The sequence below is a fragment of the Celeribacter halophilus genome (assembly GCF_018860305.1).
GTDB lineage: Bacteria > Pseudomonadota > Alphaproteobacteria > Rhodobacterales > Rhodobacteraceae > Celeribacter > Celeribacter halophilus_A.
In genome coordinates this window covers 477,862-491,557 of sequence record NZ_JAHKPE010000019.1, presented here as the reverse complement: position 1 = coordinate 491,557, position 13,696 = coordinate 477,862, and the positions used below count along the sequence as shown (strand labels likewise).

At 60.8% G+C, this 13,696-nt stretch carries 12 protein-coding genes and 1 tRNA gene; 4 read left to right on the top strand and 9 right to left on the bottom strand.

The genetic code is table 11. From position 1 onward, the window contains the following. Positions 1–666 carry an energy-coupling factor ABC transporter ATP-binding protein gene (locus tag KO492_RS06700; RefSeq protein WP_252735331.1) on the top strand — a complete coding sequence of 222 codons (666 nt, stop codon included), beginning with the start codon at positions 1–3 and terminating at the stop codon, positions 664–666. Between the two features lie 4 nt (positions 667–670). After that, on the top strand, positions 671–1,264 hold the full coding sequence (locus KO492_RS06695) for an energy-coupling factor transporter transmembrane component T family protein (RefSeq protein ID WP_216044231.1): 594 nt from the start codon (positions 671–673) through the stop codon (positions 1,262–1,264). Between the two features lie 35 nt (positions 1,265–1,299). Here KO492_RS06695 and KO492_RS06690 read toward each other — a convergent pair whose 3' ends face one another. Continuing rightward, complete coding sequence (locus KO492_RS06690; protein WP_216044230.1) at positions 1,300–2,436, bottom strand: cytochrome-c peroxidase; 1,137 nt, start codon at positions 2,434–2,436, stop codon at positions 1,300–1,302. 188 nt (positions 2,437–2,624) lie between these two features. On the opposite strand from KO492_RS06690, the gene KO492_RS06685 reads away from it, so the two are divergent. Beyond that, positions 2,625–2,698: transfer RNA gene (locus KO492_RS06685), tRNA-Gly, on the top strand. Between the two features lie 88 nt (positions 2,699–2,786). Here KO492_RS06685 and KO492_RS06680 read toward each other — a convergent pair. Next, entirely contained in the window at positions 2,787–3,581 is a 795-nt protein-coding gene (locus KO492_RS06680) for an AraC family transcriptional regulator (RefSeq protein ID WP_216044229.1), read from the bottom strand. 101 nt (positions 3,582–3,682) lie between these two features. Here KO492_RS06680 and KO492_RS06675 point away from each other — a divergent pair, with 101 nt between their 5' ends. Further along, on the top strand, positions 3,683–5,059 hold the full coding sequence (locus tag KO492_RS06675) for an SLC13 family permease (RefSeq protein ID WP_216044228.1): 1,377 nt from the start codon (positions 3,683–3,685) through the stop codon (positions 5,057–5,059). An 18-nt stretch (positions 5,060–5,077) separates the two neighbouring features. Here KO492_RS06675 and murD read toward each other — a convergent pair whose 3' ends face one another. The 7 genes from murD to rsmH are packed head-to-tail and all read right to left on the bottom strand — an operon-like array spanning position 5,078 to position 13,696. Then, complete coding sequence (murD, locus tag KO492_RS06670; protein ID WP_216044227.1) at positions 5,078–6,475, bottom strand: UDP-N-acetylmuramoyl-L-alanine--D-glutamate ligase; 1,398 nt, start codon at positions 6,473–6,475, stop codon at positions 5,078–5,080. A 59-nt stretch (positions 6,476–6,534) separates the two neighbouring features. Beyond that, a complete protein-coding gene (mraY, locus tag KO492_RS06665) occupies positions 6,535–7,617 on the bottom strand; it encodes a phospho-N-acetylmuramoyl-pentapeptide-transferase (RefSeq protein WP_216044226.1) in 1,083 nt (360 codons plus the stop codon). A 33-nt stretch (positions 7,618–7,650) separates the two neighbouring features. Continuing rightward, entirely contained in the window at positions 7,651–9,042 is a 1,392-nt protein-coding gene (locus KO492_RS06660; RefSeq protein ID WP_216044225.1) for a UDP-N-acetylmuramoyl-tripeptide--D-alanyl-D-alanine ligase, read from the bottom strand. After that, on the bottom strand, positions 9,042–10,526 hold the full coding sequence (locus KO492_RS06655; protein ID WP_252735329.1) for a UDP-N-acetylmuramoyl-L-alanyl-D-glutamate--2,6-diaminopimelate ligase: 1,485 nt from the start codon (positions 10,524–10,526) through the stop codon (positions 9,042–9,044). Before KO492_RS06655 ends, KO492_RS06660 begins: the two co-directional genes overlap by 1 nt. Before the next feature lie 22 nt (positions 10,527–10,548). After that, complete coding sequence (locus KO492_RS06650; protein WP_216044223.1) at positions 10,549–12,351, bottom strand: peptidoglycan D,D-transpeptidase FtsI family protein; 1,803 nt, start codon at positions 12,349–12,351, stop codon at positions 10,549–10,551. Continuing rightward, positions 12,348–12,704 (bottom strand): cell division protein FtsL, encoded by a 357-nt coding sequence (ftsL, locus tag KO492_RS06645; protein ID WP_216044222.1) that lies wholly within the window; start codon positions 12,702–12,704, stop codon positions 12,348–12,350. The genes KO492_RS06650 and ftsL overlap by 4 nt, the downstream gene beginning before the upstream one ends. A 2-nt stretch (positions 12,705–12,706) precedes the next feature. Further along, a complete protein-coding gene (gene rsmH, locus KO492_RS06640) occupies positions 12,707–13,696 on the bottom strand; it encodes a 16S rRNA (cytosine(1402)-N(4))-methyltransferase RsmH (RefSeq protein ID WP_216044221.1) in 990 nt (329 codons plus the stop codon).

Below are 13,696 nucleotides of genomic sequence, written 5' to 3'. Positions count from 1 at the left end.
ATGGGAATGCGCTTTGACAGGGTCTGCGTGACCAAAGCCGCGCGGGAGATCCTGTCCGAGATCACTTTGGACCTGACCGAGCATCGCATCGGCGTGATCGGCAACAACGGGTCGGGCAAAAGCACCTTTCTGCGCCTGTTCAACGGGTTGGAGACCCCCTCTTCGGGCACGGTGCGGTTTGGCGACACCACGGACGATCTGCGCCGCCATGTCGGGTTCATGTTCCAGAACCCCGACAACCAGATCGTTTACCCGATGGTCGAAGAGGACCTCGCCTTCGGTCTCAAGTCCCGCAAACTGCCAAAAGCGGAGGTGACGGAGCGTATCGAGCGCGTGCTCCGTGATCTCTCGCTCACCCATTTGCGCGACCGCCTGACGCATCAGCTTTCCGGCGGCGAGAAACAGATGGTTGCCCTCGCGGGGGTTCTGGTGACAAAGCCCGATCTGATCTGTTTTGACGAGCCGACAACGCTTCTGGACCTGCGCAACAAGATGCAGTTCATGCGCACCCTTGCCACCCTGCCCCAGCCCACTGTGGTGGTGTCGCATGATCTTGACCTGCTCGCGGGGTTCGACCGCATCCTACATATTGCAGACGGGCGCATCCATGCCGACGGACGCCCCGAAGAAGTGATCCCCGCCTATCGCACCCTGTGCGAGATTTGATCGGATGCTGACGGATCTCTATATCTCCGGCGACAGCCCGCTGCATCGCGCCCACCCCGCGTGGAAACTGGTGCTGCTCTTTCTCTTTTGCACGATCCTGTTCGTCGTCACGCACCCTGTGATGCTTGCCCTCGGCCTTACGACGGTCGCGCTTGGCTATGCTGTTGCGGGTCTCGGCCCTCGCGCTGCCTACACCGCCATCCGTCCGGCCTTCTTTGTTCTGGCGATCATTTTCGCGGCCCAGCTTTGGCTCGAAACACTCTGGCTGGCGATCTACGTCACGCTGCGCCTTGCCGCCTTGCTTATGGCTGCCGCATTGGTGACCTACACCACACGGGCCAGCGAGTTTACCGAAGGGCTTCTTGCACTCCTCTCCCGCGCGCCCTCTTGGGTGCCCAAGGCGAAAATCGCGCTGGCCATCTCGCTTGTCTGGCGGTTCATCCCGATGATCCGCGCCCAGTTCGACGAGGTGCGCGAAGCCCAACGCGCCCGAGGTCTAGACCGCAACATGCTGGCGCTTGTGGTGCCTTTGGTGGTTCGCACCCTCAAGACCGCCGATGAGGTGGCCGAGGCCATCACTGCGCGTTCACTGGATTAGAGCTCTCAGGGCCGGAGACGCAAGCGCCCGCGCCCTCACTCATCGAGCAAATGCTCGTAACGTGCATCCGTCAGCGTTTTCATGAACGCCACCAGCGCATCAATGTCCCGATCCTCGAATGCCGGTCCTGTTTCCAGCTCTTCCAGCGACAGGTTCTCCGCCACTTCTGGCGGGCCGAACGGTTCCCCCGTCTCCGGATTGATCATCCGCGCTTCGGACTTCGTGTTGTAGGTGTTGTAAAACAGGACAACCGTGCGCAGATCCTGAAAAATACCGTTGTGCATATAGGGCGCGGTCACGGCGACATTTCTGAGTGTCGGCACCTTGAATTTGCCCTCAAGCCCTGCGGTCTCTGACACCATGTCATTTTGCGCCAGTCCGAGATCGGGCGCCCCCGGCCCCACGCCATTCATTTCGCGCAGATCGACATTCTCCGGCACGCCGATGTTGTGATATTCGTAATTGGTGAAGGTCTCGCCTTCCGACCCCGCCTGTGGTTTCAACTGGTGGCAGAGGTTACAGTTGGTGAACTGCTGCGAGAAAAACAGCGTCTCGCCCAGAAGCTCCTGACGCGTCAACTCCACCTCCCCGCCCAGATAGCGGTCGTATTTGCTATCAAACGGCGAGAACAGGTCAGTCTCTTCGAAAGCAGCAATCGCTTTGGTCATCGCGGCATAGGCCTCGTCCGGATCGGAAAAGACACGCTCCCCGAACAAGTCTTTGAATGCCACAACATAGGCCGGATTTTCCTCCAGCCGCGCCACGACGGAGGCGGCATCGGGCATCCCCATTTCAATCGGGTTCACAGGTGGCCCGCCCGCCTGATCCGCAAGGGTCGCCGCACGCCCGTCAAGGAACTGGCCCCCGACATAGGTGCCATCCTCGCGCTTTTGAAACATCGGGGCGAAATGGGCATAGCTCGCGGTCGGCGCGTTGCGATCACCCAAAGACACCCCGTCATCCCCCGGAGAGGCCATGCCACGCGGATCGGCGAATCCGTATTCCGGATCGTGACAGGTGGCGCAGGACTGCGTGCGATTCTGCGACAGGTTCACATCAAAGAACAACGCCTCTCCGAGGTCTTCAAGCGTGGCGAGGTCCTCCGCCCAGAGCGCCGGAGCCGAGAGCAGCGCAAGGCAGGCAAGAGCGGAAACATGCAATTTGGAAGTCATGGACGGTTGGCTTTCGATGGAACGGAACGGATGGTCCGTCTTTACTTGAGCTTTTCACTCGGAAATTTGATCCGTGTCAAGACGGCTCCAAAAACCGTGATCGGCAGGTTTCAACATATCCCATTTCCAGATTGGCAGGAAGGCCACTTGACGCCCCAAACTCCATCGCCTAAATACGGGTCCACTGCGCGGGCGTTGTGTAGTGGTAAGACCTTAGCCTTCCAAGCTAATGACGCGGGTTCGATTCCCGCCGCCCGCTCCAATCCTCCCCTTCCATACCCATGCCAAGCGGCCGCATATATCGCGGGGTTCTTACTCCTGTGACATCTTGTCCCGTGGCTGCACGAAGCTCACCGAAACGCGGAGGGCGGTGCGCCCAAGTCTCGCTTGAACGCGGCGATAAACGCCGAGGGGCTGGAATAGCCAAGCTGTGCGGCCAGTTTCGTGCTGCTGTCGCCCTGCTCCAGCCGCTCCAGCGCGAAGAGGATTCGCCGCCGCGCCCGCCAGTCACGGAAGGTCTTGCCGGTTTCCGCCACAAACAGCCGCGCCAACGTGCGCTCGGACGTGCCGACCTCATGGGCGATCTCGGCCAGCCCCCGCCGCTCTTCGGGATGGCGCAGGAAAATCCCCATCGCCTTGATCAGTCGCGGATCACGCCCGCCCGGCAGGTGCATCGCCGCAGGTTTCAGCCGCCCGATTTCATCCAAAGCCACCCAAGCCAGCCGCCGCATTTCCGGCTTGCACAGGCTGCCATCCACCATGCGTTCCACCACCCCTCTAAGTAACGGCGAGGTGCGCAGAACCGTAACCTCTTGCGGCAGACCCGCACGGTTCACATAGGGCGGTGCGACATAGAGGTGATGGGTGAGCACCGACGAGGGCGAGCTGAGTTGATGCATCACATCAGAGGGGATCCAGATCGCGTGTTTGTGCGGGATGATCCAGACATCCTCTCCCGCCTGCATCCGCATCACCCCGTTGTAACTCATGGCCAGTTGCGCACGCGGATGACTATGTGGCGCGACCGCATATCCGCGCTCAAGCGCCTCCTGCCGTGCGACCACAGGACGACCGGGGCTCAGATCGAACCCGATCCGTGTGGGCGGCGCATCGGGATTTGGCAGGTATTCGACATGTTTTGGCATAATGTCGCTCTATCACATTTCCGAGTCTTTGACTACATCTTCACTCAAGGACCGCACGCCATTCGCCACGCGGGCAAAGCCGTCAAAACGCAGGACATTCCATGACCTACTTCCGCGAGGCCGTCATCACGGCCATCACCCTCATCGCTCTGGCCATCGCCATCACCGTTCCGGCCATCTTCACCGCACCGCAGGCCCTGATCTTTGCCATCGTGCTTGTGACACTGGGGCTTTGGGCCACGGGGCTGGTGCCGGGCTATCTCGCCTCCCTGTTCTTTTTCACTGCGCTGCTTTTGATGAACCTCTCCACGCCGGAAACCGTATTCTCCGGCTTCACCTCCACCGCCATGTGGCTGATCGTGGCTGGGTTCGTCATTGGCGCCGCGATCACCCATTCGGGGCTTGGCGCAAAGATCGGCGAGGTGGCCCGCCCGCATCTGTCCAAAAGCTATCCGATGCTGATCGGCGGGTTGATGGTGATCGGCATGGGCTTGGGCTTTGTCATGCCCTCCTCGCTGGGACGCTCCGCCGTTCTGGTGCCCGTGGGCATGGCGCTCGCGAACATGCTGGGCCTTGAGAAAGGCTCCAAGGGCCGGATCGGCGTTGCCGTCATCATCGCTTTCGGGACCAATATGCCGAGCTTTGCGATCCTGCCGTCGAACATTCCCAACATCGTGCTCTCGGGCATGGCCGACAAGATTCTCGGCGTCGAGTTTTCCTATGCCGACTATCTGCTCTTGCATTATCCAGTGCTGGGCATTCTCAAATCCGTCGCGCTGGTCGCTCTGACGCTGTATTTCTTTCCGGCCACGATCACGCCGAAGCCGGTCGAGACCACACAGGAAACCCCGTCTTCCTCGCGCAAGCAATTCATCCTTATGGGCATCCTGCTTGTGACCATCGGTTTCTGGGCCACGGACCAACTCCACCATATCAACGCCGCATGGATCGGCCTTGCCACGACGCTGGTGTTGCTGGTCCCGCGTCTGGGGCTTGTCCCGCCGCCTGTGTTCAAGGGCGCTGTCGATTTCGGCATGCTGATGTTTGTCGGTGGCGCACTGGCCGTGGGGGCGGTGGTCAACAACTCCGGCCTCGGCACGATCATCGCCCATCAGGTCGTGGGTGCCCTGCCCCTGTCCGAAGGACGCGACTTTCTCAACTTCTATTCGCTCTCGACCTTGGGCGCGCTGACATCCGTCTTCACCACCATGCCCGGCGTGCCCGCCGTGCTGACCCCGTTGACCGAAGAACTGTCGCAAGCCACGGGGTTCTCGACGGAAACCGTTCTGATGACACAGGTCATCGGTTTTTCGACCGTGATCTTCCCCTATCAGGTCGGCCCGCTCATCGTCGCGATGGGGCTTGCGGGCGAAAGCACGCGTCACCTGATGAAGACGACGCTCTCTCTGGCGGCTCTGACCTTTCTGGTCTTTATCCCGCTCGACTATTTCTGGTGGGTCTTGCTCGGCTGGATTTAACGCGCTGCACGAAACGCCTTAATCCAGCTTCTCGACCTCCGCCGAAAAGGCCTCGCCACGTTTCTCGAAATTCGGGAACTGGTCAAACGAGGCGGCGGCGGGGGCGAGCAACACCGTGTCGCCCTCCTCGGCCTCTGCCGCAGCTTTGGTAACGGCGACCTCCATCGTCTCGCAAATCTCGTAGGGCGTATCGCCGATCTGAAGCGCAAAGTCGCGCGCCGAAAAACCGATCAGATAGGCTTTCGCAACCGATCCGAGATGCGGCTGCAACGCTTCGATCCCGCCCTCCTTGCCTAGCCCGCCTGCAATCCACCGGATACGCGGGAATGCCTGCAACGCTTTGGCTGCGGCATCGACATTGGTGGCTTTCGAGTCATTCACATAACGCACACCATTGCGTTCACGCACAAGCTGTGACCGGTGCGGCAGCCCTTTGAAACTGCGCAACGCACCCTCAATCACGCGTGGCGACAGATTCAGCGCCCTCGCAGCCGCATAGGCGGCACAGGCGTTTTGATGGTTATGGGCTCCGGGCAGTCCGACCATATCGCGCAGATCGATTGAGGCGGCCTGCTTGCCCTTGCGATACTCGGACAGGAAGCCCTTGCGCGCAAAGATGTTCCAGCCGGGACCGGAGAGCTTCTGCCCCGAAGACACCCGAATAAGCCGCAGGTCTTCAGGGTTTTCGACCAGTTGATTGGCGAGATAGCGCCCCTCTTTCTCATCCACGCCGATCACCGCACGATCCGGCCCGCCTTCGGCAAAGAGCCTGCGCTTGGCGGCGAAATAGCCGCCCATCCCGCCGTGACGGTCGAGATGGTCCGGCGAGAGATTGGTAAACACCGCCACATCCGGCGTCAAAGCCCGTGCAAGGTCGGTCTGGTAGCTGGAAAGCTCCAACACGATCACTTCCCCGTCCAGAGGCTCCTCAATATCCAGAACCCCGCGCCCGATATTGCCCGCCAACTGGCACGGCGTTCCGTTTTCCTCGAAAATATGATGGATAAGCGCCGATGTCGTCGATTTGCCATTGGACCCCGTCACCGCAATCACCCGCGGCGGCGTATCGTGCTCCATCCAGTCGCCCTGCCCCAGAGAGCGGAAAAACAACCCGATGTCATTGTCCACCGGCACGCCTTCTTCCCAAGCCCGTGCGATGAGCTTGTTCGGCTCGGGATAGAGATGCGGAATACCGGGAGAGACCACAAGGCAGGACACGCCTGCGAAAGCATCGGCCTTGTGCAGGTCGTGGATCAGAACCCCGTCCGCCTCCGCCCGCTCCCGCGCCTCGACGCTATCATCCCAACACAACGCCTCTGCGCCGCCGGCCTCCAGCGCCCGCGCGGTTGCAAGTCCCGAGCGACCAAGCCCCAAAACAGCGACTTTCTTACCTTCGTATCCAAGAACAGGGATCATCCCGATCCGCTCCTTTGCTGTCCAAATACTCAAAAAGGGGGCCACGGCCCCCTTCCCTTTTAGCGCAGTTTCAACGTCGCCAGACCAATGAGCGCCAGCACCAGAGAAATAATCCAGAACCGGATCACAATGGTCGGCTCGGACCAGCCCTTTTTCTCGTAATGGTGGTGGATCGGCGCCATCAGGAACACGCGTTTGCCCGTGCGTTTGAAATAAAGCACCTGAATGATGACAGAGAGCGCTTCGACCACAAACAGCCCGCCAACAATGGCCAGAACGATCTCGTGTTTCGTGGCCACGGCAATCGCCCCCAAAGCGCCGCCCAAGGCCAGCGATCCGGTGTCGCCCATGAACACAGCCGCAGGCGGGGCGTTGAACCACAAAAAACCGAGCCCTCCGCCAATGAGCGCGGCGGTAAAGACGAGGATTTCCCCCGTCCCCGGCACATAATGCAGTCCGAGATAGTTGGTGAAGTCCACACGTCCCACGACATAGGCAATCGCGCCCAGCGTGCCCGCCGCGATCATCACCGGCATAATCGCCAGCCCGTCGAGACCGTCCGTCAGGTTCACCGCATTGGCCGCACCGACAATGACGATCATGGCGAAGGGGATAAAGAACCACCACAGATTGATCAGCAGATCCTTGAACACCGGCAGCGCCAGCTGGAATTGCAACTCGGCAGGATGCACCATCGAGGCCCAGACAGAGGCGACCAAGGCAATCACAAAGCCCAGAAGCAGGCGCACGCGGCTGGACACACCTTTGGTATTGGCTTTCGAGACCTTGGCATAGTCATCGGCAAACCCGATCAGCCCGTAGCCGAAGGTCACAAACATCACGATCCAGACATAGGCATTGTCGAGCCGCGCCCAGAGCAGGGTCGAGATCAGCAATGCGGTCAGGATCAGAAGCCCACCCATCGTCGGCGTGCCTGCTTTTGCGAAATGGGACTCGGGGCCATCGTCTCGGATCGGCTGCCCCTTGCCCTGACGCCGGCGCAGCATGTTGATCAGCGGACGTCCGAAGAACATCGCGAAGATCAGAGCCGTGAAAAACGCGCCGCCAGAGCGCATGGTGATATAGCGAAACAGGTTGAAAAAATCGCCCCCATCAGACAGGCCCGAAATCCAATATAACATCTGCTCACCTTTATCCTTTTTCTTGTGCGCGTCTTATGCGGGATGCGCTTGTCCCAATTTGCGGATTTCGTCAACCAGAAGGCTGACCTTAGACCCTTTGGAGCCCTTCACAAGCACCACATCTCCCGGACCGACCAGACTCGACAGGACTGGAACGGCCTCTTGGGCGGTCTCGAACCATGTGCCGCGACGGTCTTCGGGCAAGACATCATAAAGCGAACGCATCAAAGGGCCGACGCAATGCACAGCGTCCAGTGCAGCAAACCACGGCAATGCGGCCAGACCTCCGTGGATCGCGGTCTCTTTTTCGCCCAGCTCCAGCATATCGCCCAGAATGGCAATCCTGCGGCCAGTGCCCTGCGGTTCGGCCTTCGCCAGAACTTCCAGCGCAGCACTCATCGAGGTCGGATTGGCGTTGAAGGCATCATCAATCAATTCGACCGGCGCGCCCACGGGCAATGTCACGGTCTCGCGCGCGCCACGGCCCTCCGGCGGGGCCCAAAGCGCCAGATCAGCCGCCGCCTGCGCCACATCCCCGCCGAGCGCATAGACCACGGCCAGACAGCCCACAGCATTGGCCGCGAAATGCCGGCCCGCCGTAGAGAGCGCAAAATCGTAATGCTCCGTATCGATCACGGCCTCGCCGCGTGTCCGGCCATCCTCAAGCTCGACCGACAAAAGCCGCGCCGTGCAGGCCTCATCCTCGCCAAAGCGCAGCGTCTCACCGTCCCACGCCTGTGCGAGAAGATCGCTGACATCCAGATCGCCATTGAACACGGCCACACCGGCCTCGGTCAGCCCTTTGAAAATATCGGCCTTTTCACGCGCAATGCCAGCCAGGCTCTCGAAGGCGGCCATATGGGCGGGCGCCACGGTGGTGATCATCGCCACATCGGGACGCGCCAGACGAGCCAGAGGCGCGATTTCTCCGGGGTGGTTCATGCCGATCTCGATCACCGCGAATTCCGTGTCTTGCGGCATCCGAGCAAGTGTCAGAGGCACGCCCCAGTGATTGTTGTAACTGGCTTCGGCGGCATGGGTCTTGCCCTGCCGGCTCAAAATCGCGCGCAGCATTTCCTTGGTCGATGTTTTGCCGACCGAACCTGTGACCCCGATCACCTTGCCCTGCACACGTTCCCTCGCGGCGGCCCCCAGACGCTCCAAAGCGGGCAGCACGTCTTCCACCACCAGCAAGGGCGCATCTTCGGGCACGCCTTCGGGAATACGCGAAACCAGTGCCGCCGCAGCGCCTTTTTCCAAAGCCTGCGCCACAAAGTCATGGCCATCGCGCACATCTTTGAGCGCCACGAACAAATCCCCCGGACGGATCGTGCGCGTATCGATCGACACGCCATTGATTTCGAAGGCTTGCGTCGCGCGCCCGCCGGTGGCCTGTGCCGCCGCCTCTGAAGTCCAAAGCGCCATCACACCGCTCCGTCCAGCGCGGACACCGCCATAGAGGCCTGTTCCACATCGTCAAACGGGTAGACATTGTCTCCGACAATCTGGCCGCTCTCGTGCCCCTTGCCGCAAATGAGCAAGGCATCCCCCGGTTGCAGCGCATCAACCCCGCGCAAGATCGCCTCGGCGCGGTCCCCCACCTCGATCGCTTCGGGCGCGCCCGCCAAGACTTCGGCGCGAATGGCCGCCGGATCTTCGGAACGCGGGTTGTCGTCAGTGACGATCACCAAATCGGCATTCTCCGCCGCCGCCTGCCCCATCAAGGGGCGTTTGGTCTTGTCCCGATCCCCGCCTGCGCCGACGATGGCGACAACACGGCCCATGACATGCGGTCTGAGCGCCTTGATCGCAGTGGCAACAGCATCGGGCGTATGGGCATAATCCACAAAGACCGTCGCGCCATTGCCCCGCGTGGCGGCATGTTGCATCCGGCCACGCACGCCGACCAGTTCGGGCAGACAGGAGAACACTTCTTCCGGATCGGCCCCGCAAGCCATCACCAGCCCAGCGGCGGCCATGACGTTTTCAGCCTGAAATCCACCAATCAGATCAAGGCGGATTTGATAGATGTTGCCGACGAAATCAACGCGCAGGTTCTGCCCTGTCGGATCAAAGCGCTGCGCCACGACCCGCAAATCGGACGCATCCGAACGCCCGACCCGCATCACATCAATGCCACGCTCGGCGCAAAGCCCTTCGATCTCCATGCCCTTGGCATCGTCGATATTGACCACCGCCACACCGTCCTCGGCAAGCACACGGGTGAACAGCCCCGCTTTGGCGGCAAAATAGGCCTCGAAAGTGGCGTGGTAATCCAGATGGTCCTGCGTGAAATTGGTGAAGGCGGCGGCGGTCAGTTCGACCCCGTCAAGACGACGCTGGGCGAGACCGTGCGAACTGGCCTCCATCGCGCCATGGGTCACACCGGCCTTGGCCGCCCGCGACAACATCCCATGCAGCGTGATCGGCTCCGGCGTGGTGTGCGGGCTTGGGGCCTGCCAGTCGCCTTCGACGCCGGTGGTGCCAATATTGATCGCGCGTGCGCCCAGAAGCTGCCAGATCTGGCGGGTGAAAGTCGCAACGGAGGTTTTGCCATTGGTGCCTGTGACCGCGACCATAACCTCCGGCTGCGCACCGAAGAACAGCGCGGCGGCATAAGCCAAAGCCTGACGCGGGTCTTCCACCACAACAAGCGCAGGGTCATGTTCGGCAATGGCCTCAGCGGCCAGACGTGCGCCTTCGGGATCGGTGAGAATGGCAGTCGCGCCCATCGTCAAAGCCATCGGGACAAATTCGGCCCCATGCGCATGTGCGCCCGGCAAGGCCGCGAACAGATGCCCCGGCTCAACCCGACGGCTGTCCACCGACAGACCTGTGATCCGCGTCCTGTTTCTGGCCTCGCCACCGCTTTGCGCGGTCAATCCCAGTTCGGATAGAGATTTCATCATGACCGCGCCTCTTGTCATTCGGTTACTGTGTTGCGGTCAGTGTTACAGCAGCTTGGGAGGGGGATTCAATCTCGGGTCGCAATCCCAGAAGCGGCGCAGTGCGGCGGATCACCTCTCCGGCGACCGGAACGGCGGTCCAGCCCGCAGTGCGGCGCGGCTTTCTTCCGGAGGTTTCCACCGCCTCGTCAAGCGTAACGATCAGCACATATTTCGGATCATCCGCCGGAAAGATGGAGGCGAATGTGTTGATGGTCTTGTCATCATAATAGCCGCCGGTCGGCTTCGGCTTGTCCGCTGTCCCCGTCTTGCCGCCGACTTTATAGCCCGGCACTTCGGCAAAAGACGCGGTCCCACCCGGGCCTCCCACCACGGCGCGCAGCATTGTGCGGGCCGCTTTCGAGACATCTTCGCGCACCACACGCGGGCCTTTGGGCACATATCCATCTCGTTTGATCAGGGTCGGTGTCACCCGTGTCCCGCCATTGAGCAGCGATGCATAGGCGGTTGCCAGATGCAAAGGCGAAGCAGACAGCCCGTGCCCGTAGCCGATGGTGAGCGTGGAAAGCTCCGACCAATGCGGCGGCAGGAGCGGCTTACCCGATGGCGCTTCCGACAATTCCACCGGCACCGGCTCGAAAAAGCCCAGAGATTTCAGGAAGGCCTGCTGGCGCTCCACACCGATTTGCTGCGCCACATGGGCGGTTGCCACGTTGGAGGATTTGACGATCATCCCCGTCAGGCTCAACTCGGGGCCGTAGTTGTGTCCCTCGAACTCACCAATCGAAAACTTGCCCCAGCGGAACGGCGGCGTGGCCGGAATCAGGGTTGACGGGTTCGCAATCCCTAGCTCCATCGCTTGCGCGGCGGCAAAAATCTTGAAGGTCGAGCCAAGCTCATAGACGCCCTGCACTGCACGGTTGAAGCGCGGATTGTCGCTCGGGTCCTTGCCTTCGAAATATTTCGGGCGCGAGTTCGGATCAAAATCCGGCAGGGAGACCAGCGAAATGATCTCGCCCGTGTTGGCATCCATCATCACGGCTGCGGCGCCTTTAGCGTTGAGCATCCGCATCCCGCCCGACAGAACCTCACGCACTGTCGTCTGCACGGTCATGTCGATGGAGAGTTGCAGCGGCTTGTCGCCATTGGACGGATCGCGCAGATAGGCGTCCATCTCTTTCTCGATCCCCGCCTGCCCGACAATCTCGGCACTCATCACGCCTTCGCGGCCGAATTTCGTCCCGCCCAGAACATGCGCGGCCAGCTTGCCGTTAGGATAGAGGCGCTCTTCACGCGGACCGAACAACAGCCCCGGCTCGCCAATGTCATGCACGGCCTGCTGTTGTTCCGGCGCGATCTTTTTCTTGATCCAGAGGAACTTGCGCTTGCCGGTGAAGTCGCGGATCAGCTTTTCGCGATCCAGATCGGGGAAAATGCGTACCAGTTCTTCCGCCGCGTGGATCGGGTCCACCATCTCCTGCGGCTGGGCATAGAGCGAGTGGGTCACGCGATTGGTCGCAAGGATGCGCCCGTTGCGGTCCACAATATCGGCACGCTGCGCCAGAATGGGAGTGCCGGAAGCTGCGGCGCGCGGCTCTTCAGGCACGGAGGCAGAGACCTGCCCCATCCGCGCACCGACGACAACAAAAGCGGAGACGAAACACAGCCCCAAAACCAGAAGCCGCCCCTCGGCACGCTGGCGGGAACGGTCACGCATTTCCTCATGGCGCAGACGCAGGTTTTCGCGCTCGATCGCATCGGGGTTTTCCCCCTTCTGGCGAGCTTGAAGGATGCGGGCAAGCGGGCGAAGTGGCGTGCGGATCGTCATTGTTGGATCGCCTCCAAAGAACCGACCACATCTACCGCGTCCGTAAGCTCAAGGATCAGGTCTTCCTCTTGCGGGAAGGCCACCAGATCGACACGGCCGAACTGTTCGGGCTGAAACGGCAACAGGCCCAATCGGTCAAAATTGATTTCTGCCAGATCGCGCAGCCGCTCCGGACGATTGAGATAGGCCCACTCCGCTTTGAGCACAGCAAGCTCTTCGCGCTGATGCCCGATCTCGCGTTGCAAATGACTGACCTTCCTGAGCACATTCTGGGTGGCGTAGTTTTCCTGATAGGCCCAAAAGCCCAATCCCATCACCACCAGACTCGCAAAAATAATATAGAACCCACGCATCGTTAATCCCGCCTCAATACTGGTTTCGGCAAGCCCATAGCCTCCCGATCCACCGCTTCAAACGGCGCATCGGTGCGGCGACCAACCCGCAAACGCGCAGACCGCGCACGCGGGTTCCTGTCCAGCTCATCCTCATCAGGACCTATGGCTTTGGAGAGCTGCTCGAAACCGGGTGTTTTCACCTCTTGTTCCGGAGCATAGCGCGAGCCACCACCGCCCGTCGAGGCCCGAGCTTGAAAAAATCGTTTCACAACACGGTCTTCGAGCGAATGAAAGCTCACGACCGCAAGCTGCCCGCCCGGTTTGAGCGCCCGTTCGGCGGCCTCCAGCCCTTCAATGAGTTGACCGAATTCGTCATTCACCGCAATGCGGATCGCCTGAAACGTGCGGGTCGCCGGATGGCTGTGACCGGGTTTCTTGCGCGGCAACAACCGCTCAATGAGCGACGCCAGTTGCAGTGTCGTGGTGAATGGCGCTTTTTCCACACGATCCTTGACGATCGCACGGGCAATCTTACGGGACTGGCGTTCTTCGCCATAGTGATACAGCACATCGGCGATCTCCGCTTCATCTGCCGTATTCACAAAATCCGCAGCCGACATGCCATCTTGCGACATCCGCATGTCGAGAGGTCCGTCCTTCATAAAGGAAAAGCCGCGCTCGGCCTGATCCAGCTGCATCGAGGACACGCCCAGATCAAGCACCACCCCGTCGAGATCCGACGCATATTGATCCATCTCGCCAAACGTGCCCAGAACCAGTTCGATCTTGCCCTTATACGGTGGCTCGTTGATCCAGCCTGCCGCCATCTCATGCGCCAGAGGGTCACGATCCACGCCATACACAAGGTCCGCACCCTCGGCGATCAATCCCTTGGTGTAGCCACCCGCGCCGAATGTTCCGTCAAGCCAGCGACCACTGATCGGCGCGCAGGCCCGTAAAAGCGGGTTCAGCAGGACGGGAATGTGAGGCTTTTTCTCTTCCGAGGCCAT

Coding starts and splice junctions, on each gene's coding strand:
- KO492_RS06700 (WP_252735331.1), top strand. CDS start 1: ATGGGAATGCGCTTTGACAGGGTCTGCGTGACCAAAGCCGCGCGGGAG.
- KO492_RS06695 (WP_216044231.1), top strand. CDS start 671: ATGCTGACGGATCTCTATATCTCCGGCGACAGCCCGCTGCATCGCGCC.
- KO492_RS06690 (WP_216044230.1), bottom strand. CDS start 2,436: ATGACTTCCAAATTGCATGTTTCCGCTCTTGCCTGCCTTGCGCTGCTC.
- KO492_RS06680 (WP_216044229.1), bottom strand. CDS start 3,581: ATGCCAAAACATGTCGAATACCTGCCAAATCCCGATGCGCCGCCCACA.
- KO492_RS06675 (WP_216044228.1), top strand. CDS start 3,683: ATGACCTACTTCCGCGAGGCCGTCATCACGGCCATCACCCTCATCGCT.
- murD (WP_216044227.1), bottom strand. CDS start 6,475: ATGATCCCTGTTCTTGGATACGAAGGTAAGAAAGTCGCTGTTTTGGGG.
- mraY (WP_216044226.1), bottom strand. CDS start 7,617: ATGTTATATTGGATTTCGGGCCTGTCTGATGGGGGCGATTTTTTCAAC.
- KO492_RS06660 (WP_216044225.1), bottom strand. CDS start 9,042: ATGGCGCTTTGGACTTCAGAGGCGGCGGCACAGGCCACCGGCGGGCGC.
- KO492_RS06655 (WP_252735329.1), bottom strand. CDS start 10,526: ATGATGAAATCTCTATCCGAACTGGGATTGACCGCGCAAAGCGGTGGC.
- KO492_RS06650 (WP_216044223.1), bottom strand. CDS start 12,351: ATGACGATCCGCACGCCACTTCGCCCGCTTGCCCGCATCCTTCAAGCT.
- ftsL (WP_216044222.1), bottom strand. CDS start 12,704: ATGCGTGGGTTCTATATTATTTTTGCGAGTCTGGTGGTGATGGGATTG.
- rsmH (WP_216044221.1), bottom strand. CDS start 13,696: ATGGCCTCGGAAGAGAAAAAGCCTCACATTCCCGTCCTGCTGAACCCG.